Below are 22,885 nucleotides of genomic sequence, written 5' to 3' on the forward strand. Positions count from 1 at the left end.
TCGTTCACCCGCCGGCCGCCTCCACCCTCGCGGCGGCGCGGGGATCGGGGTGGCCCAGGTCGGTGAGCCAGCCGCGGAGGACCCGGTGCAGCGCCTCGGCGCCGACCACCTCCCCGGGCGGGGTGAAGGACGACGGGTAGACCAGGAAGCCGTGCTGCTGCGGCCCGCCGAGCCCACCGTGCGACCCCACGTGCGGCTCGAAGGGGGAGGCCTCGTCGGTCTCCGGGTCGTACCGGCTGTTGATCATCAGGTCGGCGCAGTGGGGGAAGGTCGAGGCCCGGGCGACCAGCGATGCGGCGTGCTCGCCGTAGGGCTCCAGCGGGTCCTCGCCGACGACGACGCCGGAGTCCAGCCGGCGCAGTCCGTCGCGGCCGAGCACCACGGGGCCGAACTCGGCGGTCTGCACCAGCACGAAGCCCACCCCGGCGTGGTCGACGAGCCGGGGGAGCAGGTCGGGCCAGCGCTGCTCGATCTGCTCGATGGTGGCCCGGCCGGGCAGGTCGGTGAAGCTGACCAGCGCGGTGTGCCCGCTGACCACGCAGACCACCCCGGGGGCCACCCGCGCGGTCCGGCCGGGCTCGCCGGTGACGTCCCGGGGGCGGTGCTCGGCCGAGCCGGCCGTCTCCACCCGGGCGCGCAGCCGGCGGGCGATCGGGCCGTCCCCGGTGGACACCTCGGCGAGCGCGGCGCCCACCTGCCAGCCCTCCGCGGGGCGGCGGCTGTCCGAGGGGCCGGCGAGCGGCTTGTGCCGGCCGCGGTGCCGGCGGGTCTGCGGCACACCGCCGCACAGCCGGCCGACCAGCTCCTCGACGGTCTCGCCGAACCGGTCGGCGAAGGCCTGGCCCTGGGTCTGGCCGTGGTCGGAGAGGCAGACCAGGTGGTAGGGCCGGGGGGCGAGCTGGGTGGCCCGCCAGAGCCGGCCGATCTGCTGGTCGATGCTGCGCAGCACCTCGAGGGTGTCGTAGCGCTCGATCCCGGAGTGGTGCGCGACCTCGTCGTAGCCCAGGAAGTCCGCGTAGGCGACGGGGCGGCCGGCGACCATGTCCTCGATCAGCGCGGCGACGACGACGTCCCGGGCGATGACCGTCGTCCCCGGTCGGGCCAGCGGGTAGACGCCGCCGCGCCGCACCCGGGGGCGGACGTCGGCGCGGCGCTGCTTGCCCGCCGCGCGCAGCTCGCGCCACACGTCGACCAGGGACACCGCCAGCGTGCGCAGGGTGTTCACCGGGTTGGCGAAGTAGGAGTAGTAGCCGGCGCCGAAGCGCGCGTCGGCGGCCCGCGAGCCCCGGGCGACCAGCTTGGGCAGTGCGCTCATCGTGAGCGAGACGTGGTCGGCGTCCCCGGTGAACAGGTTGCCGCGCCCGGCGCCGCCCCCGGACAGCAGCCCGGCCCCGTCGCTGTGCCGGGCCTCGACCAGCGCGGCGTCCCCCGGGTGGGAGACGGTGACCACCCGGTCGCGCTCCTTCTCGTACCAGCGGAAGGCGACGACGTCGAAGTTGTCGCCCTGCAGGATCCCGCAGACGCTGGCCCCGGTCTGCGAGCTCCAGTCGGTGTGCCAGGAGGTGAGCACGTGGCTGTCGGCGCGCAGCCACGCGGCGAGCGTGGGCATCGTGCCGTCCCGCACGGCACGGCGGGCGATCGCGTGCCCGAGGCCGTCGATCTGCAGGAACAGCACACCGGGGACGTCGTCCCGGGTGCCGTCGCCGGCCTTGCGCCGGGCCCGCCGGTGGAACAGCTCGTCCTCGTCCAGGGCCAGCGCGCTGCTGATCACCGCCGCCACCCCGGCCATCGCGACCGCGACCACGATCGACGTCCGGAAGGAGGTGACCTCGACCCCGGGGATGGCGTAGAAGACGCCCAGCACGCCGGCGCCGAGCACCAGGAACCCGCCCAGGCCCAGCGTCACGAACGCGAACGGCAGCGCGATGCGCATGAGCAGCGGCCAGACGACACCGGCCAGCACGCCCAGCAGCAACGCGGCGACCGGCGGCTGCCACCACGCGTCCATGGCGAAGCCGGTGAGCCAGCGGTCCAGGCCCCACAGCGCCAGGGTGGCGAGCAGCCAGACCAGCAGCACCCGGGCGACGGCGCGGCCGGAGGTGAGCACCCGGCCGGGGGGACGGTGCGGGGCGCTCACTCGACCGGCTGCTTCCGCTTCCGGCGCCGGGAGGCCACCAGGTTGCCGACCAGCCCCACCAGCAGCACCAGCCCGGTGGCCACCAGGGTGGCGATCAGCGGGTTGTCGAAGATGCCGCCGCTGACCACGCCGAGCAGGGCGTAGGCGACCGCCCACAGCAGGGCGGCGCCGAACGAGGCGGGGAGCAGCCGGCGCCAGGGGTAGGCCAGCGCGCCGGTGGCGACCAGCACCGGGATGCGGCCGGCGGGCAGCAGCCGGCCGGCGACGACGATCTGCCAGCCGTGCGCCCGGAACTGGGTGCGCACCTCCTCCAGCCGGGAGGCGTGCTGGCCGCGGGAGACCCAGCGGACCGCCGACGGGCCGCCGAACCGGGCAATGGAGAACGTCACGACGTCGCCGAGGAAGGCGGCCAGGGTGGCGAGCACCAGGACGAGGGCGATCTCCAGCCGGTCGGTGGTCATCGCGACCGCGGCCGCCACCGACAGCAGCGGCCCGGTGGGGACGACGGGCACGATCGAGCCGAGCAGGATGCCGCCGAACAGCACCGGGTAGCCCAGCGAGCTCCCGTCGGTCCACCCCGAGGCGAGCACGGTGACGCTCACGGGGCGGGCCAGGCGATCGGGGAGCCGGGGGCGGTGACGAGGACGGTGGTGTCCAGGCCGGCGGCGGCCACCGCGGCGGCGAAGTCGTGCGGGGGGTCGACGAGCAGCCGGCGCATGAGGGGACCCACGCGCGGCAGTGTCGTCGTCCCCACGGCTGCGAGGGTGCCCCAGTGCACTGGGACGGCGTGCCGCGGGTGCAGCAACGCGCAGGCCAGGGCCGCGCCGGCCGGGTCGAGGTGCCCCGGGCCCAGGGAGGTGCCCCAGCCCCAGACGGGCAGCAGCGCGAGGTCGATCGTCCCCAGGGAGGACATCTCGGGGAACACGTCGGTGTCGCCGGCGGCGTAGACCGTCGTCGTCCCGTCGGAGAGCAGGTGGCCCATCGCGAGGGCGTCCGGGCCGCGCTCGGAGCGCGGGCCCCACCGGTGGCCGCTGTGGTGCGCGGGCACCCCGGTGACGGTCAGCGCGCCGTCGGTGAGCACCTCACCGGGCGCCAGCTCCTCGACCCGGGTGAACCCCTTGCCGCGCAGCCACGCCCCGGACCCGCGGGGGACGACGACGCGGGTGCCGCGGCCCAGCGTCCGCAGCGAGGGCAGGTGCAGGTGGTCGCCGTGCTGGTGGCTGATGAGCACGAGGTCCACGTCGGCCCACGCCGAGGGGTTCAGCCGGGGGACGACGCGGCGCAGCGGACCCACCCCGCCGGTGAGCAGCGGGTCGGTGAGCACCACCCGGTCGGCGAGCTCGAGACGGACGGTGGAGTGGCCCAGGAAGGTGGCCGCCGGTGTCCGCACGGGGTCAGTGAACAACAGAGATGCAGGTCAGCGGCCACCGACGCTCGGGGCGCCCTCGGCCAGCAGGGCGCGGACCCCGCCGATGTCGACCAGCTGGGGGGTGGCCCGGCTGCGCACCATCCGCACGCCGGTCGCCAGGGCGGCGTCGCGCAGGGGGGGTGGCCTCCACGCCGTGCACGATCGTGGTGATCCCGAAGGCGTCGGCGGTCGCGGTGATGGCCGCGAGCACCTGGAGGGCCCGGGCCTCGTCGCCCCGGGCGCCCAGGGCCGACAGGTCCACGCGGACGGAGTCCAGCGGGATGCGGGACAGGTGCTTGTAGAGCGTCTGGCCCATGCCGTAGTCGTCCAGGCAGATCCGCACGCCGTCGGCGTGCAGCACGTGCAGCGCCCGGGGCAGCGAGGCCGGCGCCGTGGCCAGGGCCTCCTCGGTGACGGCCACCGAGAGCCGGGGCGCGGGCAGGCCGGAGGTGGCCAGGGCCGTGCGGACGTCGGCGACCAGCAGCTCGGGTAGCACGTGCCCGGCGGGCAGGTCGACGGCGAGGGTCAGGTCCGCGGGCAGGGTGGCCGCCTCGGCGGTCGCGGTGTGCACCAGCCAGCGCTGCAGGGCGGCTGCGTGACCCTGCCGGCCACCGGCCGCCCAGAGCTCGGCGGCGGGCAGCTCGCCGGCGGTGCGGTGGACCCAGACCGGGACGGCGTGCACGGCCAGCACGGGGGACTCCGCGGAGCCGGCCAGGGTGTAGCGGAGCTGGACCTGGCCGTCGGCGAGCGCGGCGGCGACGTCGGAGTCGGTGGAGTGCGAGCCGCGGCCGTCGTCCCACACCCGGACGCAGCCCTTGCCGGCCTGCTTGGCCGCCCGCAGGGCCGCGTCGGCCTCCCGGAAGGCGAGCTGGCCCCCGCCGGGGTGCAGCTGGGCGACCCCCACGCTGGCGCCGACGGCGTAGGTGCCGGCCGCGGTGCGGTGCGGGTGGGCGAGCGCGTCGACCACCCGCTGGGCGGTGTCGCGGGCCTCGCGCAGCGTGCCCTCGACCAGGACGGCGAACTCGTCGCCCCCGAGCCGGGCGACGACGTCCTGCTCGCGGACGGCCGAGCGCAGTCGACGGGCCACCTCGACCAGCAGCTGGTCGCCGGCCTCGTGCCCGGCCTCGTCGTTGACCGCCTTGAAGCCGTCGAGGTCGAGGACCAGCAGGCAGCGTTCGGCGGTGCCGTTGCCCATCTCCTGGAAGAGCAGGGCGCGGTTGGGCACCCGGGTGAGGTGGTCGGTGTAGGCCATCCGCTCGAGCTCGCGCTCGCGCCGGCGGCGGGTGGTGACGTCGCGCAGGTGCAGCACCCGGCGGTCGCTGCCGGGACGGTCGTGGTGGGTGACCTCGAGCTCGGTGTGCCCGTCGTCGTCGGCCGGGACGCCGAAGTGCAGCACCGAGCCGCCCACGGCCAGCTCCTGCCCGACGCGCTCACGGTCGGCGGCGTCGACCAGGTCGAGCAGCGGGATCCCGGCACCCGGGTCGTCCAGACCGAGCAGGCTGCGCGCGGCGCGGGACGTGAACTGGAGGCGGAGGTCGCCGTCGACGATGACCACCCCGTCGGTGCTGGACTCCACGAGCTCGCGGAAGTCCTCCTCGGTCCGCATCAGGTCCGCCACCAGCCGCCCGCTGTCCCGCACCCGCAGGCTGGTGCGCACCAGCAGCAGGGCCACGACGGCGGCCACCCCCGCGAGGGCCACGGGCGAGGGCTGCTGGCCCCGGAGCACGGCGACGAGCAGCGCCAGCGGGAGGCCGAAGAGCGCCGCGACGGTGATGCCCAGGCCGATCGGGTTGATCCGGGGCGCCCGGGCGCGGGGGCCCTGGTCGGCCGCGACCGTGCGCGGTGCCGCGGCGATGGCGAGGAGGAAGGCCTCCAGGGCCAGCAGGACGGCACCGTCCCCGACCGCCTGCCAGAGCTGCAGCGGGTACAGCAGGGAGACCGCGAGCATCGAGGACGCCAGTGCGCTCAGGGCGATGCCGACCACGACGGCGGTGGCCGAGTGCCGCAGCGCGCGGGTGGACACCGTGCACAGCGCTCCGCCGAGACCGACCGCGACGGCGGCGTAGCTGCCGTAGCCGACGGCCAGCGGGCCCAGGGCGCCCGCGCCCTCGGCGGTGAACACCAGCAGGTCGGTCACGACGAGCAGGGACAGCGTGACCAGCAGGCCGTCGACGAGCAGGGTCGGTCCACGCGTGCTGCTCACCTGCCGGGCGAGCAGCACGCAGACCACCGGCGGGAGGCAGACGGCCAGGCCGAGCAGCAGGTCCCCGATGCCGACGCCACCGAACGCGGGTGCCAGGCCGCTGCCGGTGACCAGCCCGGACAGGGAGAAGAGCCCCCCGCAGACGAGCAGGAGCCGCCACGGGGTGCGCGCCCGGGAGTCCAGGCCGCGGGCGGCCCGGGCCGCCCGCAGGGTGGCGACCGCCGCGAGGAGGCCGAGGGCGAGGTTGTCCCACTGCCGGCCGGAGCCGTCCGGCGGCGACGACGGCAGCGCGAGGGCCAGCACGAGGCCCCCGACCACGAGCGCCACCACGCTGGAGCGCGGGACGGCGGTCACGACGGCAGACCCGTGGGGGCCACGGCGTTGCGGGCCACCCGGTCGGGGAGGTCGACGGCCTCCAGCGGCCGGGCCAGCAGGAAGCCCTGGACGAACCGGTGGCCCATGTCGCGCAGCAGCTGCAGCTCGGCCGGGGTCTCCACGCCCTCGACGACGACGTCCATGCCCAGGCTGCTGCCCAGGTGGAGCACCGAGCGGCACAGCGCCCGGCGCTGCCGGTCGTGCTCGATGTCGGCGAGGAACTGCCGGTCCATCTTGAGGACGTCGATGGGCAGCCCGACCAGGTAGGCCAGCGAGGACCACCCGGTGCCGAAGTCGTCCACCGCGATCCGTACCCCGAGCCGGTGCAGGGCGAGCAGCTCGTCAGCGACGTGCACGTCGTCCAGCACCACCGACTCGGTGAGCTCGAGGGTCAGCCGCGAGGCCGGGAGGCCGCTGTCCTCCAGGGCCGTGAGCACGTCGGTGAGCAGCTCCCCGGACCGGACGTGCCGGGCCGAGACGTTGACCGCGACGGCCACCGAGCTGGTCGGCAGCGCGGCCACGGTGCGGGTCGCGGCGCCGAGCACCCAGCGGCCCAGGGTGACGACGAGGGCGGACTCCTCGGCCAACGGGACGAACTCGGCCGGGGACACCTCGCCCCAGGTCGGGTGCGACCAGCGCAGCAGGGCCTCGACCGAGACGGTGCGGTGCAGGGCGAGGTCCACGATCGGTTGGTAGACCAGCCGCAGCTCGTCGCGCTCCAGGGCCACCTCGAGGTCCCGGCGCAACGCGTCGCGGCGGTTCTGGGCGATGAGCAGGGCGACGCTGTGCCTGCGGACCCGCCCGGGTCCGGCCGCCCGGGCACTGGTCAGCGCCGTGCCCGCCCGGCGGAGCACGTCACCGGCGTCGGCGTCGTCCTCGAGGGTGGCGATGCCGGCGGCCGCGGACAGCCGCAGCCCGCCGAGCGGGGTGTCCGGGTCGACGGAACCGGTGAGCCGGTGGGCGACGGCCTCGGCGTCGGTGACGGACCCGGCGACCAGCACGGAGAACTCGCCGGTCCCGGACCGCACGAGCCAGTCGTCCCCGCGCAGCAGTCGGGCGAACCGGGCGGTCAGCTCGACGAGGGCCGCCGGGTGGGGCCGCTCACCCAGGCCGCTGACGCCGATCTTGACCAGGGCGGTCGGGCGGCAGGGCCGGTCCCGGAGCAGGGTCGCCAGGCGCTGGACCAGCTCGGGGCGGGTGGGCAGTCCCGTGACCGGGTCGGTGGCCGTCACCAGGGCGACGTCGGCGCCGTCGGTCCCGCGACGGCCGCTCACGTCGCGGCAGTAGAGCACCAGGGCCCCGACGTCGGGGTCGGCCCGCAGGTCGCGGACCCGGGCCTGGATGAGCCGCCAGCTCCCGTCCCGGTGCTGCAGCCGGGCGGTGCGGGTGCGGCCCTCGGGTCCCTCGTCGCCGGCGGTCGAGCGGAGCCCGGCGAACAGACCGGGGGCGTCGTCGGGGTGGACGACCTCGGAGATGAGGTGCCCCACGGCCCGGTCGGCGTCCCGGCCGAGGAGGTCGGAGACCCCGCTGGACGCCCAGGCCACCCGGAGCTGGTCGTCCAGCACGACGACCGGGTCGACGCTGGAGCGGACGACGGTGCGGAAGTAGGCCTCGCTGCGCGTCAGGTCGGCGGTGAGGGCCCGGTGGTCCCGCCAGGCGACGGCCTGGTGCAGCACGAGCAGGGCGAGCCCGACCACGCCGAGGACGACGCCGACCCGGCTGAGCTCACCGGTGACCAGCACGCTCACCAGCAGCAGGGTCCCCCCGACCAGGGCGGTCGCGTGCGGGAGGAGCGCCCCTACCGGGGACAGCAGGACGTCGGCGGGGACGGTCGGCGCGGGGGAGCGGTCGGCGAGCGCGGCCACGGCCAGCAGGCCGAAGCCCAGCACCCCCACGGCGCACGCCACCGCCGGGGGGTCCGTCGCGGCGGGGTCGACGAACTCGCGGAGGGCGCCGATCGAACTGGCGAGAGCGTTGGCGAGCTGGGCGGCGAGGACCACGAGGGCGACCCGGCGCAGCGGCCCGGTGCTGCTGGTGGTCAGCAGCAGGCTGACGCCGGTGGTGAGGGCGACGACGATGCCCAGCGCGTAGAGCGTGGCTCCGTCGGTGGTGCCGGCGTCGAGGTCGCCCCCGTTGAACAGGACGAAGACGGTCAGCAGGCACAGCAGGCAGGCGACGACGAACAGCGACAGCGAGCTGGCGAGCTGCAGGGGCAGCCCGCGCCAGGTCGCCGCGGGGATGAGCAGGGCCACCGGGACCAGGGCCAGCAGCATGCCCGGGAGCGCGCCGGCGGTCGGTGGGACGGCGTCACCGGAGACCACCTGGACGAGCCCGGAGCCCAGGGTGGTGGCCAGCGTGGCCGCGGCGTACCAGCGCCACACCGCCGGGTGGCCGCTGCGCCCGGCCAGCCGCAGGCACGCGACGGCGGAGGCCACCAGGCCGCCGAACGTGAGGGTGACGAGCGCCGCCGTGCCCGTTGCACCGGGCAACCGGCCGGCGGCCAGCGTGGCTGCTGCGGCCAGGAGGACGAGACACGTCGCCCGTCGGAGACGACTGTCGGAGGGGGACCCGGTGGTCGCCACGGAGGCGCGGGGTCCAGTGGTCACGGGCAGATCTTCGGGACCGGGAGGCCCCAGGTGGAGCCCCCCGCGTGGTTGTCACCCGAAGGGGGAGCGCTCCGTGACCACATAGTTACGCGCCGTCCACCGAATGACTGGCTGAACCCCACGCGTCACACTAGGTTCCAGTGACCCGCACCACTGGTGCGGCCATACCCCCGAGGAGGGGTCGATGTTCATCCTGTGGATCACACTGGCGTGGTCTGTGGTGGCGTGCGCGGCCGGCCTGTGGATCGGTGCGTCGATGCACCTCGCCGAGCTCGCCGACGAGGTCCGGTTCGACGTGGACGAGCTGTTGCGCCGGGAGTTCGCGCCCAGCTGACGCGGGTCAGCCGGCGGTGCTGGCCGCGGACGTCGTGGCCTGCGCCGACGGGCTGGTCGTCGTCTCCGACGTGGCCGTCGCGGCCGTGTCCGTGGCGGTCGCGGTCGCGGTCGGCTCGGAGGACGCGGTCGGGTCCGGCGTCGGCTCCGTGCTCGGGGCGGGGGGCGTCGTCTCCGTGGGGACGGACGCGGTCGGAGCGGTGACCTCGTCGACCACCGGCGGGACGACGCCCGGGTCGACGGCCTGCGTCGTCGCCGTGGCCGTGGTCGGGGTGGTGGGGACGGGCGCGACGGAGGTGGCGGCGGTCGTCGCCGACGCGGGCTCGGCGCGGGTGGTCGCGCTGTCCACGACGGGGGTGGCCGGGTCGCTCATGGCCCCGTGGGCCAGCACCGCCAGCGGGACGGCGGCGAAGCTGAGCGTCCAGACGGCGAGGGCGACCGGGAGCCACTGCTTCTGGGGTGGCCGGGCGGGCGCCCGACGGCGGGAGCCGTGCCCCGCCGCTCGATGACCACCCACCGTGTCGCTCCCCGTGTCCGCCTGATGACTGCAGGCACGGACGCTAGTCACCTCAGGCCGTGACGGACCAGTCCCACCGGCGTGTCCCCGAGCGACGCGCCCGCCGTCCGGTCGGGATCACGCCGGGGCGGTCGTCGTGCAGTCCGTCGTGCAGCTGGGTGTCGTCGTCGTGGACTCCGACGTCGGGGCGCTGCTCTCCGACGTGCTCGAGGCGGACGAGGTCGAGGTCTCCACCGGGGTGCTCGTGACGACCGGGGCGTCCGGGGTGACCGGCGCGGGCGGGCGGGGCGTGGTGGTGGTGTGCACGACCGGGGTGCTCCTCGGCGCCGACGTGGTCCGCGCCGCGGTGGGCGGGCTCCCGGCCCCGGCGGTGCCCGGGGTGCCCGGCGTGAGGTCGATGGTGGGGATCGCGGGCATCGGCAGCTCGGCGGTGGTGGTCGCCGCCGGGGTGGTGGCGACCACGGCCTCGGTGCCCGCCGCGTCGTCCGTGCTGGTGGTCGGTGCCGGGTTGCTCGCGAACCCGGTCGTCAGGACGACCGCGGCCACGACGGCGGCGACGGTGACCCCGACGCCGGCCGGGATCCACCGGCGGTGCGAGGGGCGGTGGACCAGCACGCGACCGCCGGGGAGGTCGTCGTCGGGCTCGTCGACCGCGGCGTGCCGGCCGGTCTCGGTGAGCACGGGCGTCGGCGTGACGCTGGTGTCCTCGGAGAGGTCGGCGTGCCGGCCGGAGTCGGACAGCCGGTCCGCGGGCGGGAGCCCGACCGGGCCCGGCGCGGGTGCGGCGGCGTGCCTGCTGGCCTTCGGGGGGACGGGAGGGAGGCTGCCTCGTCGCACGGGCTGGTCGTCCATGGTGGGTCCCCCTCGGTGCCGCCGCCGGTCACTCTCCGGCGCACGCGATCGTGACAGTCCGGAGGTGTGCACGTACAGAACGTGCAGGCGTGTCGTCGACGGGCGGTCGGCGTGTCCGGTCACACGGCGCGTCCGGTCACACGGCGCGTCGGTCAGGCGGCGACCGGCTCCGCGACGGCGACCTCGGCGCGGCGCGGCGCGGCGGTGAGGCGAGGACCGATCACGCAGGCGAGCGCGCAGGCGATGAAGACCGCGTGGTGGCTGGCCCAGACGAGGAACGCGAACAGCGAGGCGTCGACCCAGAAGCTCATGGCGGGATCCTCAGGGTCACCGTAGGAGCACGGTGCGCGACATGCCGCTGGTGGGGGCATCACGTGACGGAAGGGACCGGTGTTCCGTCGGGCGGCCCACCCGGGGCCGCCTGCCGTGGGTCAGGAGGCGCGGACGGTGCTGGTCGCACCGGGCGGGGGTGTGACCGCCCGCGCACCGTCGCGTCACGGGTGGCACGATCGTCCGGGTGAAGACCTGGCTCGACTCCTGGCCGGTGTTCCGCCAGCTGACCGGTTCCGACCCCCTGGGTCGTGGACACGCAGCGCGGAGCAAGGCGACCGAGAACGTCACGAGCCGGACGGCCACCGCCGACCGGGTCGTGAAGTCCATCTGCCCCTACTGCGCCGTGGGTTGCGGCCAGCGGGTCTTCGTCAAGGACGAGAAGATCGTCCAGATCGAGGGCGACCCCGACTCCCCGGTCAGCCGCGGCCGGCTGTGCCCCAAGGGCAGCGCGAGCAAGTCCCTGGTCACCAGCCCCACCCGGGTGACCACGGTGAAGTACCGCGCGCCGTACGCCACGGAGTGGACCGACCTCGGGCTCGACGAGGCGATGGAGATGATCGCCGACCGCGTGCTCGCCGCCCGTACCAAGGGCTGGCAGGACACCGACGGCGGCAAGCGCGTGAACCGCACGATGGGGATCGCCAGCCTCGGTGGCGCGACGCTGGACAACGAAGAGAACTACCTCATGAAGAAGCTCTACAGCGCCATGGGGGCCATCCAGATCGAGAACCAGGCCCGCATATAGCACTCCGCCACCGTGCCCGGTCTGGGTGCGACGTACGGGCGCGGCGGCGCCACGGGGTTCCAGCAGGACCTGGTCAACGCTGACGCCATCGTCATCGAGGGCTCGAACATGGCCGAGTGCCACCCGGTCGGGTTCCAGTGGGTGATGGAGGCCAAGGCGCGGGGCGCCAAGGTCATCCACATCGACCCGCGCTTCACCCGCACCAGCGCGGTCGCCGACCAGCACGTGCCGCTGCGGGTGGGCACCGACATCGCCTTCCTCGGCGGGCTGATCAGCTACGTCCTGGAGAACGAGCTCGACTTCCGTGACTACGTCACCGCGTTCACCAACGCGGCGTCCATCGTCAGCGAGGACTTCGTCGACACCGAGGACCTCGACGGCCTGTTCTCCGGCTGGGACGACGAGTCGAACTCCTACGACAAGGCCAGCTGGCAGTTCGAGGGCGCCCAGGAGCCCAGCGCGAGCGGGTCCGACGAGGTCGGCGCGACCATCCCCGAGCCCTCGAAGGTGTCGGGCACCCCGGCCACCGACCCGACGCTGCAGCACCCCCGCTGCGTCTACCAGGTGCTCAAGCGGCACTTCGCCCGCTACACCCCCGAGATGGTCTCCGACATCTGCGGCATCGAGGCCGAGGTCTTCCTCGACGTCGCCCGCACGGTGACGGCGAACAGCAACCGGGAGCGGACGACGGCCTGGGTGTACTCGGTCGGCTGGACGCACCACACCGTCGGCGCGCAGTACATCCGCACCGCCGGGATCCTGCAGGCCCTGCTGGGCAACATGGGTCGGCCCGGGGGCGGCATCCTCGCCCTGCGCGGGCACGCCTCCATCCAGGGCTCGACCGACATCCCGACGCTGTACAACCTGCTGCCGGGCTACCTGGCCATGCCGCACGCCACCGAGCACGAGACGCTGGACGACTTCTGCGCCGTCGGTGACGAGATGAACGGCTTCTGGGGCGGCACGCGGGCCTACATGGTCAGCCTGCTCAAGGCCTGGTGGGGCGACGCGGCGACCGCCGAGAACGACTACCTGTTCAACAACATCCCGAAGATCAACGGCGACCACGGCTCCTACCGCCAGGTCGCGGACATGATCCAGGGCAAGATCCCCGGCTACTTCCTGGTGGGGGAGAACCCCGCGGTCGGCCACGCCAACGGCAAGATGCAGCGCCTGGGCCTGGCCAACCTGGACTGGCTCGTCGTCCGCGACCTGCAGATGATCGAGTCGGCCACCTTCTGGAAGACCGCCCCGGAGATCGAGACCGGTGAGCTCGTCACCGAGCAGATCGGCACCGAGGTCTTCTTCATGCCGGCGGCCACGCACACGGAGAAGGAAGGCACCTTCACCAACACCCAGCGGCTGCTGCAGTGGCACCGCCAGGCGGTCGAGCCGCCGGACGACGCTCGCAGCGACCTGTGGTTCTACTACCACCTGGGCCGCATCCTCCGGGACCGGCTGGCCGACTCCACCGACCCCCGCGACCGCCCGCTGCTGGACTTGACCTGGGACTACCCGACCCACGGTCCCTTCGTCGAGCCCAGCGCCGAGGCGGTGCTGCGCGAGATCAACGGCGTCGGCCCGGACGGGAAGACGCTGTCCTCCTACACCGAGCTCAAGGACGACGGCTCCACGTCGGCCGGCTGCTGGATCTACACCGGTGTCTACGCCGACGAGGTCAACCAGTCCGACCGGCGCAAGCCCGGCCGGGAGCAGTCCTGGGTGGCCCCGGAGTGGGGCTGGGCGTGGCCGGCGAACCGGCGCACCCTCTACAACCGCGCCTCGGCCGACCCCGAGGGCAAGCCGTGGAGCGAGCGCAAGGCCTACGTCTGGTGGGACGAGGACGCCCAGAAGTGGACCGGGCACGACGTCCCGGACTTCGAGGCGACCAAGCCGCCGTCCTACCGGCCCGCGCCCGGCGCCAAGGGTGCCGACGGCATCTCCGGCGCTGACGCGTTCGTGATGCAGAACGACGGCAAGGCGTGGCTGTTCGCGCCGACCGGGCTGGCCGACGGCCCGATGCCGACGCACTACGAGCCCGACGAGTCGCCGGTCTCCAACGCGCTCTACGCCCAGCAGTCCAACCCGGGCCGCGAGGTCATCGAGGCGGCCTGGAACCGGAGCAACCCGCCGACCAGCGACGTCTACCCGTACGCGTTCACCACCTACCGGCTCACCGAGCACCACACCGCCGGCGGGATGAGCCGCACGCTGCCCTACCTGTCCGAGCTGCAGCCGGAGTTCTTCGTCGAGGTGAGCCCCGAGCTCGCCGACGAGCGCGGGCTGGAGAACGGCGGCTGGGCGACGCTGGTCAGTGCCCGGACGGCGATCGAGGCCAAGGTCCTGGTCACCGAGCGGGTGCGCCCGCTCAAGCTCAAGGGCGGCCGGATCGTGCACCAGATCGGCGTCCCGTACCACTGGGGCGAGCAGGGTCTGTCGGTCGGCGACAGCGGCAACGACCTGTTCGGCGTCGTGATGGACCCCAACGTGCACATCCAGGAGTCCAAGGTCGCCACCTGCGACATCCAGCCCGGACGGCGCCCGCGCGGCCCGGCGCTGGTGGACTTCGTCGAGGCCTACCGCGAGCGGGCCGGCGTGAAGTCCGGCCGCGTCCCGGTCGGCGGCCGGTCCCCGGTCGAGGCGGCGTCCTTCACCGGCGAGAGCGGCCACCAGGCGAACACCACACAGACCAACCCGTCCGGCGACGGACCGAGGACCCCGTGACCCAGATCAGCTCAGCCAGCCCGGTCTTCACCGGCAAGGACGACGAGAACCGGCTCTACGGGCCGCTGCCGGACGTGTCCGGAGAGGCCGGGTACGAGGACGACCACCCGGCCCGGGTCGGGTTCTTCACCGACACCAGCGTCTGCATCGGCTGCAAGGCCTGCGAGGTCGCCTGCAAGGAGTGGAACACGCTCCCCATGGACGACGCCGACGGTCTGAAGGACGCCATGGGCCTGTCCGGGATGTCCTACGACAACACCGGCATGCTCGGGGCCAACTCGTGGCGGCACGTCGCGTTCGTGGAGCAGTCCCGCGCGATCGACCTGCCGATGCCCTCGATCGGCGTGCCGGCTGCCCCGGGCCAGGGTGCCCAGTCGGCGGGTGGGTGCGGTGGGTCCTGCGGTTCGGGGGAGTCCCCGGCGCACGCGAAGGCCGACGGCGTGACGATCGACCAGGCCAGCGTGCTCAACGCCCAGGCGCTGAGCTCGTTCGACCCGCAGACGGCGCCCTCGGGTGACCGGGAGATCCGCTGGCTGATGTCCTCGGACGTCTGCAAGCACTGCACGCACGCCGGCTGCCTGGACGTCTGCCCGACCGGTGCGCTGTTCCGCACCGAGTTCGGCACCGTCGTGGTGCAGGACGACATCTGCAACGGCTGCGGCTACTGCGTGCCGGCCTGCCCGTACGGCGTGATCGACCAGCGCAAGGACGACGGCAAGGTCTTCAAGTGCACGATGTGCTACGACCGGCTGACCGACGGTCTGCAGCCGGCGTGCGCCACGGCGTGCCCGACCCAGTCGATCCAGTTCGGTGATCTGGCCGAGCTGCAGGAGCGTGCCGACGCGAGGTTGGCGACGCTGACCGAGCAGGGCGTGACCACGGCGCGGCTGTACGGCCGCGACGAGGACGACGGCGTCGGGGGAGCGGGGGCGTTCTTCCTGCTGCTCGACGAGCCGGAGGTCTACGGCCTGCCGCCGGACCCGATCGTCACCACCCGCGACCTGCCCTCGATGTGGAAGCACGCGGCCGGTGCGGCCGCGATGCTGGTCGGCGTGGCCGTCACCTCGTTCCTGGGACGGCGGAAGTGAGCGACGCAGGCAAGCGGTCGGCCCCGGAGGTCTCGCCGGACTCGGCGATCGTCGGGCGCCCGTCCGAGCCGGTCGACGCGCCGCTGGACCACCGCCCCGGCACCTCCGGGGTGGCCACCCCGGGTGGTGGCTGGCGCAAGGCCGACGGTCCCTCGGCGCAGAAGCGGACCAAGCGGAAGCGCAAGGGCGGCGGCGGTGGGCGCGGCCGGGACGGCGACCCCACGGTCGGCGACGCGGACTTCCAGTCCTACTACGGCCGGCAGATCGTCAAGTCCGCGGTGTGGAAGACCCCCGACGTGCCGCTGTACCTGTTCCTGGGTGGCGCGGCCGGTTCGGCGTCGGTGCTGGGTGCGATGGCCGAGTTCACCGACCGTCCCGCCCTGGCGCGCACCGGACACCTGATCGCCGGCGGCGGCGCGATCGCCTCGGTGGGCTTCCTGATCCACGACCTGGGCCGCCCCGAGCGCTTCCTGCACATGCTGCGGGTGTTCAAGCCGACCTCGCCGCTGAGCGTGGGTTCCTACATCCTGTCGCCGTTCAGCGCGCTGACCGGCGCGACCGCGGCGCTGCACCTGCTGGGCCAGGTCCCGGCCGTGCGCCGCTCGGGTGGCTGGCTGCCGAAGCTCATCCGCTCGGTGGGCCTGCGCAAGACCGCCGGCATCGGCGCCGCGGTCTTCGGTGGCCCGATGGCCGCCTACACCGCGGTGCTGCTGGCGAACACCGCGACGCCGTCCTGGCACGAGCCCGGCGACCAGCTGCCCTTCGTCTTCTGCGGTTCGGCGCTGGCCGCCGGTGGCGGCCTGTCGATGGTCTTCACCCCGGTCGACCAGGCCGGCCCCGCCCGCCGCACGGCCGTCGCCGGTGCCGCGGTCGAGCTGGTCGCGATGCACAAGGTCGAGAACGACCACGGCATCGTCTCCGAGCCGTACCACATCGGCCGGGCCGGGAAGCTCCTGCGGATCGCCAAGGCGTGCACCGCCGCGGGCGCGGTGGGTGCCACCGTGGTCGGCGGGCGGCGCTGGGGTGCCGTTGCGTCAGGGACGCTTCTCGCGGCTGGCTCGCTGCTGACTCGGTTCGGCGTCTTCGACGCGGGGATGGCGTCGAGCAAGGACCCGAAGTACGTCGTCGTCCCGCAGCGGGCGCGGATGGCTGCCCGGGAAGCGGCTGCCGCGGGCTGAGTCGGGCTCCTCCGGCACGTGCGTGGGGGTGCGCCGAGATCCCGCGTGGGTCAGCACGCCCCGCAGCGGATCCGCCCGGTCTAGGTTCACCCCGTGCAGCAACGGGTGAACCAGGCTCTGGCCGCCGTACGCACGGCGCGGGCGGTGAGCCAGCACGTGGCCGGGCGCAGACCCGTGACCGGTGGAGGCGCGTCGGGTGTCGTCGTCTCGCTCACCACGCACGGGCGGCGGGTCCGCGGGGTGCACCGGACCATCGAGACGATCGCGGCCGGTGTGCTCCGGCCCGACCGTCTGGTGCTCTGGCTGGACCCCGCCGACCACGCGACACCGACCGATGCCCTCCGGCGGCTCGTCGACCGTGGTCTGGAGGTCCACGAGGCCCCGGCCGAGTGGGGACCGCACAAGAAGTACCTGCCCTACTGCCTGGCGCACGCTGCTGACGGTGCACTGCTGGTCACCGCCGACGACGACGTCCTCTACCCGCGTCGCTGGCTGCAGGACCTGGTGGACGCCCACAGGGCGGACCCCGCGGCGGTCTGGGCGCACCGGTCGCGGATGATGCGGCTGACCGCCGACGAGTCCGTCCTGGCGCCGTACCAGGCATGGTCGTACTCGCGCAGCTCCGGTCCGTCGTTCGCGCGGGTGCCGATCGGCATGGGCGGCGTCGCCTACCCCGCCGTCCTCCAGGCTCGGCTGGCAGAGGGGGGTGCGAGCGTGCCCGACCTGGTGCGGCGCACCGATGACCTCTGGTTGCACCGGCACGCCCTGCGGGGCGGCTTCCCGGTGGGACAGGTCCGGGAGGTGGCCGCCGACTTCCCCGTCCAGTTGGGTTCGCAGGACTCGGCCCTGTTCCGGACGAACCTGAACGGTGGGAACGACCACGTGGTGAGCCGGCTCTACGACCCCGCCGACCTCGAGCTGCTGCGGGAGCACGCCCGGGGCTGAGCTGTGGGCGGTGTCATGGGCGGTGGCGCCGTCGTCGGAGCGGTCCGGGGGTTCTGGCTGACTACTCTCGGAGGGGAGGGCTGCCGTCGCCGGTGCCGTTCGGGGCGTCCCGTGACGGGTGCCCGCCCGACGAGGGAAGAGGCCCCGGAACCCGCATGGCCCAGCTCGAGACAGCCCGCCCACCGTCGCGGAACCGCCCCCCGGTCCGGCGGGTGCTGGAGTTCTACGGGCTGACCGCCGCCACGGCTCTGGCGCCGCTGGTCGCGCTGCCGGCGATCACGTCCTCGGCCGGTGCGTCCGGGTTCGCCGCCGTCGTGCTGGGTCAGACACTGGGCGCTGCGGCGGCCGTCGTCGTCCTCATGGGCTGGGGCCTGGTGGGGGCGCACGCAGTGGCGGTCCGGCGTGACTCGCCGGTCGAGCTCCAGGAGGTCTACTGGACCAGCCTGTTCACCCGGTTGGCGGTGGCTGCGGTCGTCCTGCCCGTCGTGGGCCTGATCGCCTTCCTGGTCGCACCCAGCCACGCCGCCGTCGTGGTCCTGGCCGCCGTCGGCTCCGGGCTCGTCGGGCTCACCAGCTCCTGGTACTTCACCGGGCTCGGGCGCAGTGGCCTCGTCGCGCTGTACGAGACGCTGCCGCAGGTCGCCGTCTCCGTGCTCGGTTCGGTCGCCCTCTGGTCCGGGATGCCGCTGATCGGGTTCCCGGTGCTCACGATCGTCGCGAACGTCCTCGCCGTGGTCCTGGCGTTCGTGCGGCTGCGCGGTGACCGGGCCACCCGCACCGTCCCGGGCCCCCGGGCGATCGGGACGTCGCTGCGAGAGCAGTCCGGCCTGATCCTCAGCTCGCTGGCTGCCTACGCCTGGACGGGGTTCTCGGTCACCCTCGTGGCCACGGTCTCCCCCGCGTCGCTGGCGCTGTTCGCCGCCCTCTACCGCGTGCAGCTGCTCGGTCGGGCACTCCTCTTCCCGTTCAAGAACGCGCTGCAGAGCTGGGTCTCCGGCGGTGCCGACGAGGACCGCCCGGCCCGCACCCGCACCGCCGTGCTGGTCACCGTGGCCGCGGGGGTGCTGGTCGCCGTCGGGATGGCGGTCCTGACGCCGCTGTTGGACGGGGTCGTGTTCTCCGGGACCATCGAGGTCGGGTTCGGGCAGGCCTCGGCCATGGCCGTCTCCCTGGTCGTGGTGTCGATGTCGCTGGCGTTCTCGGCCTACGTGCTCGTTCCCGGGGGGCTGACCAGGATCATCGTCACGAGCACCGTGGCAGGTGCAGTCGTGGGCGTCCCGCTGCTCTTGGCTGGAGCGAACTGGGCAGGGGCGGTGGGGGCGAGCCTGGCCATCCTGCTCACCGAGCTCGTCGTGCTCGGCAGCGCCTTCGTCCTGTGGAAGCTGAAGCGGCGCCGGTTCACGGGGCCGGCGAGTTGAGCCGGCCGTTCCCGTCCGCGCGGACGCCGGGGTCAGGGTGCCGTTCCCGCATCGCTGCCACCACGACGAGCATCGCCACAAGGAACGACGCGCTGCCCAGCATCTCGAGGAGCTCCTCGGGGATCATCATCGCCGAGTACCCCGTCCGCTGGACGTCGCCGTCCCACTGCAGGAACTCGAGCACCTGGGAGACCACCCAGCAGACGGCACCGAGCACCCAGGTGCCCCGGAACGCGGGGATCGCCCAGTACCGGCGCAGGGCGAGGAGGAAGCAGACACCGGCCACAGCGAAGGCGGGGAGGTAGAGCACCTGCCAGTCGACCCCGGTCGTCGCTTCCAGGGTCTCGTGGAGCGCCGTGACCTCGTCGACGGCCATGAAGCACAGCAGGACCCCGACAGGGAGCACGGCCCGCCCGGAACGGTCTCGTCGCCAGACCCCCACGGTCGAGGTGCCGGCAGCCAGGAGCAGCAGGGCGGAGAAGACCGCAGCCCCACGCAGCTCAGCATCGAGCTCGAACCACTGGGCGGCGGCCACGTCGAGCCTCGCCAGGAACCCCGTGATCGCGAAGAGCGTGATGAGAGCCAGACAGACCACTGCCACGAGCACCGGCGGCCGGGGTGCCTCCATGGCCAAGGCCCCTGCTCGCCGGATGGTCGAGTACCGGGACGTGGGCGTGCCCAGCGACATGACACCTCTCTCGGTCCAGGCTCGGCACTCGGCGTGAGTGAGGGCGCTCGCCTGGTGAACGCCCGATCAGGTGAACTGTTGGTCGGTTGTTCACCCGCTGTCAAGCTGGGTCGGCGCGCAGGTGCGTCGATGCCCCCTGACCCCGGTCTGCGCCGGCCACGTCCGTGCCCGACCACCCTCGGGGCGGCGGGAGCAGGGGCCTCCTGCGGCGGGCAGTTCGGCTGTCGGCCGCCGTGCGACCGGTGTCACTCCATAGTGCACCCCGGGTGGGGGACACTGAGGGTGATGATGATGCGTCAGTCAGTTGCGAGACCGTCCCGCTCCGGGTGGTCGGGAGACCGCAGGGGTGCGCTGTCGTGATCGCCGTGGAGGACGCCTCGGACGCGGCCGTACGCCACGCTCGGCTGCGCGTGCTGTTCGCGAGCCACACCCCGGAGAGCGGGGTCTTCCGGGTGGGCAGCCACCACCTGTCGCGGGAGTTCGCCCGGCAGGGGATGCAGGTCGGGCACATGTCCACTCCGCTGTCCCCGGTGAAGTTCCTGGGCCTCGGGAACCGGATCGGCCTCCGTTCGCGGTTGTCGGCGACGCTCAGCGGCCCCACTGCGGACGCCGACGGGCGCATGTCCTCGGTCCCCTTCACCACGTTGCCGGTGCAGTTGACCGCTGGGTGGCCGGTCAACCTGGCGCTGCACACGGCCGTGCCGAGCCTCCGTAGGACGATCCGGGCGTCGGGTCTGGAGCGCCCGGACTTCCTGCTGATGGACCAGCCGATGTTCGCCGGCCTCGGTGCCATGGTGGGTGCCCGGACGACGGTCTACCGCCCGACCGACGTCTACACCGGTGAGCGCATGCGGGCGGCACAGGATCGTGCGCTCGCCGAGTCGGACGCCGTCGTCGCCACGTCGCAGGAGGTGCTCGACCGGCTGCCCTCCCGTGCTCGGGACCTGCCCAGCCTGGTGCTGCCGAACGGGGTGGACGCACCGTTCTTCCGTGGCGGACGAGCCAGGACCGTCGCCGAGGACGCCGTCGTCTACGTGGGCGCTCTGGACGACCGGCTGGACTGGGCCTGGTTGCGCGACCTGGCGAGATTGCGGCCACACGTGCGGTTCGACCTCTTCGGCCCTCCGCCGCCCGTCCGGCCCGACGGTCTGGGGGAGAACGTCCGGCTGCGCGGGGCGATCGACTACGCCCGGGTGCCGGCCGCCCTGGCTGGGTACCGGACCGCGTTGATGCCCTTCACCCCCGGGGTCACCAACAGCGGACGCAGCCCGATGAAGCTCTACGAGTACCTCGCTGCTGGACTCCGGGTGCTGGCCACCCCGCACTTCGCCGGCAGCAGCACCCCACCGCCGGGTGTGTTCGTGGCGGCGGATGCGAGCGCCGCTGCCGGCATCCTCCCCGGTCTGCTCGTGGCCGACGACCGCAACGAGGCCGGAGCCGAGGTGGCGGACGACCGCGACTGGAGCCACCGGTCGACGACGCTGTTGGACTTCCTGCTCACGCTGTGACGTCTGGAGGCCCCACCCGTCGCCCCTTCGGGTGAGGAGGGGGCGCCTTCGGCCCCCAGCACCTCCAGTCCCACCGCTCCCACGTCGATGGGCACTCGAGAACACTCGAGTCCCAGGGAGCGCGTCGTGCACACAGATCAGACACCGTCGAACGTCGCCGGTCGGCGACGCCGACGGATCTTGATCGGGGCCACCCTCGTGGTGCTCGTCGGGGCCGGTGTCCCGAGCCTGACCTCGTCGCAGACCAGGCTGCCCGAGACCGGCGTCGTGTCGATGCCACCGTCCAGCCCGGCCGTGGCCCAGCCGTACCCGGTGGCGACCCAGGCCCGCGGGCAGGTCCCCGGCGACCCGGCCGGTGCCGGGACGTCGTCGACGACGCAGGCGCCGCCGACCACCGTCGAGGTCCCGGTCCCCGCCGCCGTGCCCACGCCCGTTGTGCCCGTCACCGTCCCGACGGCCGCACAGCCGGCGCCTGCACCGGCTCCGGCCCCCGACCCGGTGCCGGCGCCCGCCCCGGAGCAGCCGGTCGTCGTGGACCCGGTCGTCGTCGACCCGGGCACGCCCCCGGTCTCCGGCGACCCCACGACCGAGCCCGCACCGCCGTACGAGGGCGGTGACACCGACGCCGCCGTCCGGCTGTACTCGGTGACGGAGTTCGGTGCCGTCGGCAACGGCGTCACCGACGACACCGCCGCCCTGCAGCGGGCCTTCGACGCAGCACGGGACGGCGACGTCGTCGTCATCCCCGAGGGCCGGACCTTCGTCCAGGCCGACGTCCTCACGGTGCGCCGGGACGGCATCACGATCACCGGCGGCGGCACCGTGCTCGCCACCCGTGAGGCCCGCTCGTCCTTCGTCCTGGCCGCCGACCGGGTGACCCTGGACGATGTGACGCTGCGCATCTCCGGGACCTCGAAGCGCTGGGACGCCTACGAGCAGCAGCGCCTGCGCATTGCCGGGCACACCGGGATCACCGTCCGGGACGTCGCGGTCGTCGGCTCGGCAGCCGCAGGCATGTACATCGGCAACGGGACGTCGAACTTCCTCATCGAGCGGGTCGACGTCTCCAACACCCGCGCCGACGGGATCCACATGACCCAGGGCGCTCGGGACGGGCGGGTCGTGGCTCCCTACGTGCACAACGTCGGCGACGACGGCGTCGCCGTCGTGTCCTATCGAGGTGACGGGGCCCCTTGTACGCGCATCGAGGTGGTCTCTCCCCGGGTGGACGGCACGAGCGGCGGCCGTGGGATGTCCGTCGTGGGGGGCACGGACATCACCTGGCTGGACGTCGACGTCCGCAACACCTACGCGTCGGCCCTCTTCATCGCGGCGGAGGGCAACTGGGGCACCACGGGCGTGGCCCGGGTGCGGGTGCTCGGAGGGACCGTGGTGAACGCCAACGCCGACACCACGATCGACCACGGGTCGGTCATGCTCTACAACGGCACCAGTGACCTGGCTGTGGAGGACGTGGTCATCTCCGACATCAACGTCTCCGGGTACCGCGGCACGATGAGCCGGGTGCTCGGTCTCATCGCCAACACCCCCGCCGGCGTGATCCGGAACATCTCCCTGCAGTCCATCACGATCACCGGTGACAGCCGGCCGGCCGCCCTCGTGGTCAACCAGCCGACGAGCCAGTTCGGGATGGCGGGCGTGACGCGCAACGGTGGCGGACTCCGACAGTCCGGGGGCTACTTCCGCTGACCGGGGCGGCGCATGGGATCCTCGTCCACGGTCCGGCGGGACGCGATGGGCCCGGCTGGGTCCATTCCGCTGGGCCGACGAGGAGGACGCAGCCGTGGCGGCAGACCCGCAGACCGA

General features: G+C 73.9%; 16 protein-coding genes. 8 read left to right on the forward strand and 8 right to left on the reverse strand.

Annotation, left to right across the window (positions count from 1 at the left end):
- Positions 1-4: 4 nt before the first annotated feature.
- The 7 genes from F1C76_12145 to F1C76_12175 all read right to left on the reverse strand — a co-directional run bounded on the left by F1C76_12145 (position 5) and on the right by F1C76_12175 (position 10,431).
- Entirely contained in the window at positions 5-2,137 is a 2,133-nt protein-coding gene (locus tag F1C76_12145; protein ID QNG37238.1) for a phage holin family protein, read from the reverse strand.
- Entirely contained in the window at positions 2,134-2,739 is a 606-nt protein-coding gene (locus F1C76_12150) for a DedA family protein (protein ID QNG37239.1), read from the reverse strand. Before F1C76_12150 ends, F1C76_12145 begins: the two co-directional genes overlap by 4 nt.
- Positions 2,736-3,527 (reverse strand): MBL fold metallo-hydrolase, encoded by a 792-nt coding sequence (locus F1C76_12155; protein ID QNG37240.1) that lies wholly within the window; start codon positions 3,525-3,527, stop codon positions 2,736-2,738. The genes F1C76_12150 and F1C76_12155 overlap by 4 nt, the downstream gene beginning before the upstream one ends.
- 4 nt (positions 3,528-3,531) lie before the next feature.
- On the reverse strand, positions 3,532-6,102 hold the full coding sequence (locus F1C76_12160) for a diguanylate cyclase (GenBank protein QNG37241.1): 2,571 nt from the start codon (positions 6,100-6,102) through the stop codon (positions 3,532-3,534).
- Complete coding sequence (locus F1C76_12165; GenBank protein QNG37242.1) at positions 6,099-8,729, reverse strand: EAL domain-containing protein; 2,631 nt, start codon at positions 8,727-8,729, stop codon at positions 6,099-6,101. The genes F1C76_12160 and F1C76_12165 overlap by 4 nt, the downstream gene beginning before the upstream one ends.
- Before the next feature lie 340 nt (positions 8,730-9,069).
- Positions 9,070-9,579 (reverse strand): hypothetical protein, encoded by a 510-nt coding sequence (locus F1C76_12170; GenBank protein ID QNG37243.1) that lies wholly within the window; start codon positions 9,577-9,579, stop codon positions 9,070-9,072.
- Positions 9,580-9,696: 117 nt separating this feature from the next.
- Positions 9,697-10,431 carry a hypothetical protein gene (locus F1C76_12175; GenBank protein ID QNG37244.1) on the reverse strand — a complete coding sequence of 245 codons (735 nt, stop codon included), beginning with the start codon at positions 10,429-10,431 and terminating at the stop codon, positions 9,697-9,699.
- A gap of 508 nt (positions 10,432-10,939) precedes the next feature.
- Between F1C76_12175 and F1C76_12180 the strand changes: the two genes are divergently transcribed.
- The 6 genes from F1C76_12180 to F1C76_12205 all read left to right on the forward strand — a co-directional run bounded on the left by F1C76_12180 (position 10,940) and on the right by F1C76_12205 (position 18,862).
- Positions 10,940-11,509 carry a dehydrogenase gene (locus F1C76_12180; protein QNG37245.1) on the forward strand — a complete coding sequence of 190 codons (570 nt, stop codon included), beginning with the start codon at positions 10,940-10,942 and terminating at the stop codon, positions 11,507-11,509.
- A gap of 21 nt (positions 11,510-11,530) precedes the next feature.
- Positions 11,531-14,233, forward strand: a complete 2,703-nt coding sequence (locus tag F1C76_12185; protein QNG39202.1) for a molybdopterin-dependent oxidoreductase — start codon at positions 11,531-11,533, stop codon at positions 14,231-14,233.
- A complete protein-coding gene (locus F1C76_12190) occupies positions 14,230-15,321 on the forward strand; it encodes a 4Fe-4S dicluster domain-containing protein (protein QNG37246.1) in 1,092 nt (363 codons plus the stop codon). Before F1C76_12185 ends, F1C76_12190 begins: the two co-directional genes overlap by 4 nt.
- Before the next feature lie 83 nt (positions 15,322-15,404).
- On the forward strand, positions 15,405-16,499 hold the full coding sequence (locus F1C76_12195; GenBank protein QNG39203.1) for a nitrite reductase: 1,095 nt from the start codon (positions 15,405-15,407) through the stop codon (positions 16,497-16,499).
- A gap of 93 nt (positions 16,500-16,592) precedes the next feature.
- Positions 16,593-17,444: a hypothetical protein gene (locus F1C76_12200; GenBank protein ID QNG37247.1), complete on the forward strand. Its 852-nt coding sequence runs from the start codon at positions 16,593-16,595 to the stop codon at positions 17,442-17,444.
- A 212-nt stretch (positions 17,445-17,656) separates the two neighbouring features.
- Positions 17,657-18,862 (forward strand): hypothetical protein, encoded by a 1,206-nt coding sequence (locus tag F1C76_12205; GenBank protein ID QNG37248.1) that lies wholly within the window; start codon positions 17,657-17,659, stop codon positions 18,860-18,862.
- Here F1C76_12205 and F1C76_12210 read toward each other — a convergent pair.
- A complete protein-coding gene (locus F1C76_12210; protein QNG37249.1) occupies positions 18,843-19,550 on the reverse strand; it encodes a hypothetical protein in 708 nt (235 codons plus the stop codon). The two genes, F1C76_12205 and F1C76_12210, sit on opposite strands and share 20 nt — an antisense overlap.
- 356 nt (positions 19,551-19,906) lie before the next feature.
- Here F1C76_12210 and F1C76_12215 point away from each other — a divergent pair, with 356 nt between their 5' ends.
- Positions 19,907-21,058: a glycosyltransferase family 1 protein gene (locus tag F1C76_12215; GenBank protein QNG37250.1), complete on the forward strand. Its 1,152-nt coding sequence runs from the start codon at positions 19,907-19,909 to the stop codon at positions 21,056-21,058.
- 87 nt (positions 21,059-21,145) lie between these two features.
- Entirely contained in the window at positions 21,146-22,768 is a 1,623-nt protein-coding gene (locus tag F1C76_12220; protein ID QNG37251.1) for a hypothetical protein, read from the forward strand.
- Positions 22,769-22,885 lie beyond the last annotated feature (117 nt).

The organism is Geodermatophilaceae bacterium NBWT11 (genome assembly GCA_014218215.1).
Lineage (GTDB): Bacteria > Actinomycetota > Actinomycetes > Mycobacteriales > Geodermatophilaceae > Klenkia.

What these genes read in the sequence shown, in the direction of transcription:
- F1C76_12175 (QNG37244.1), bottom strand. Translation starts at nt 10,431, where the DNA reads ATGGACGACCAGCCCGTGCGACGAGGCAGCCTCCCTCCCGTCCCCCCG.
- F1C76_12210 (QNG37249.1), bottom strand. Translation starts at nt 19,550, where the DNA reads ATGTCGCTGGGCACGCCCACGTCCCGGTACTCGACCATCCGGCGAGCA.
- F1C76_12220 (QNG37251.1), top strand. Translation starts at nt 21,146, where the DNA reads ATGGGCACTCGAGAACACTCGAGTCCCAGGGAGCGCGTCGTGCACACA.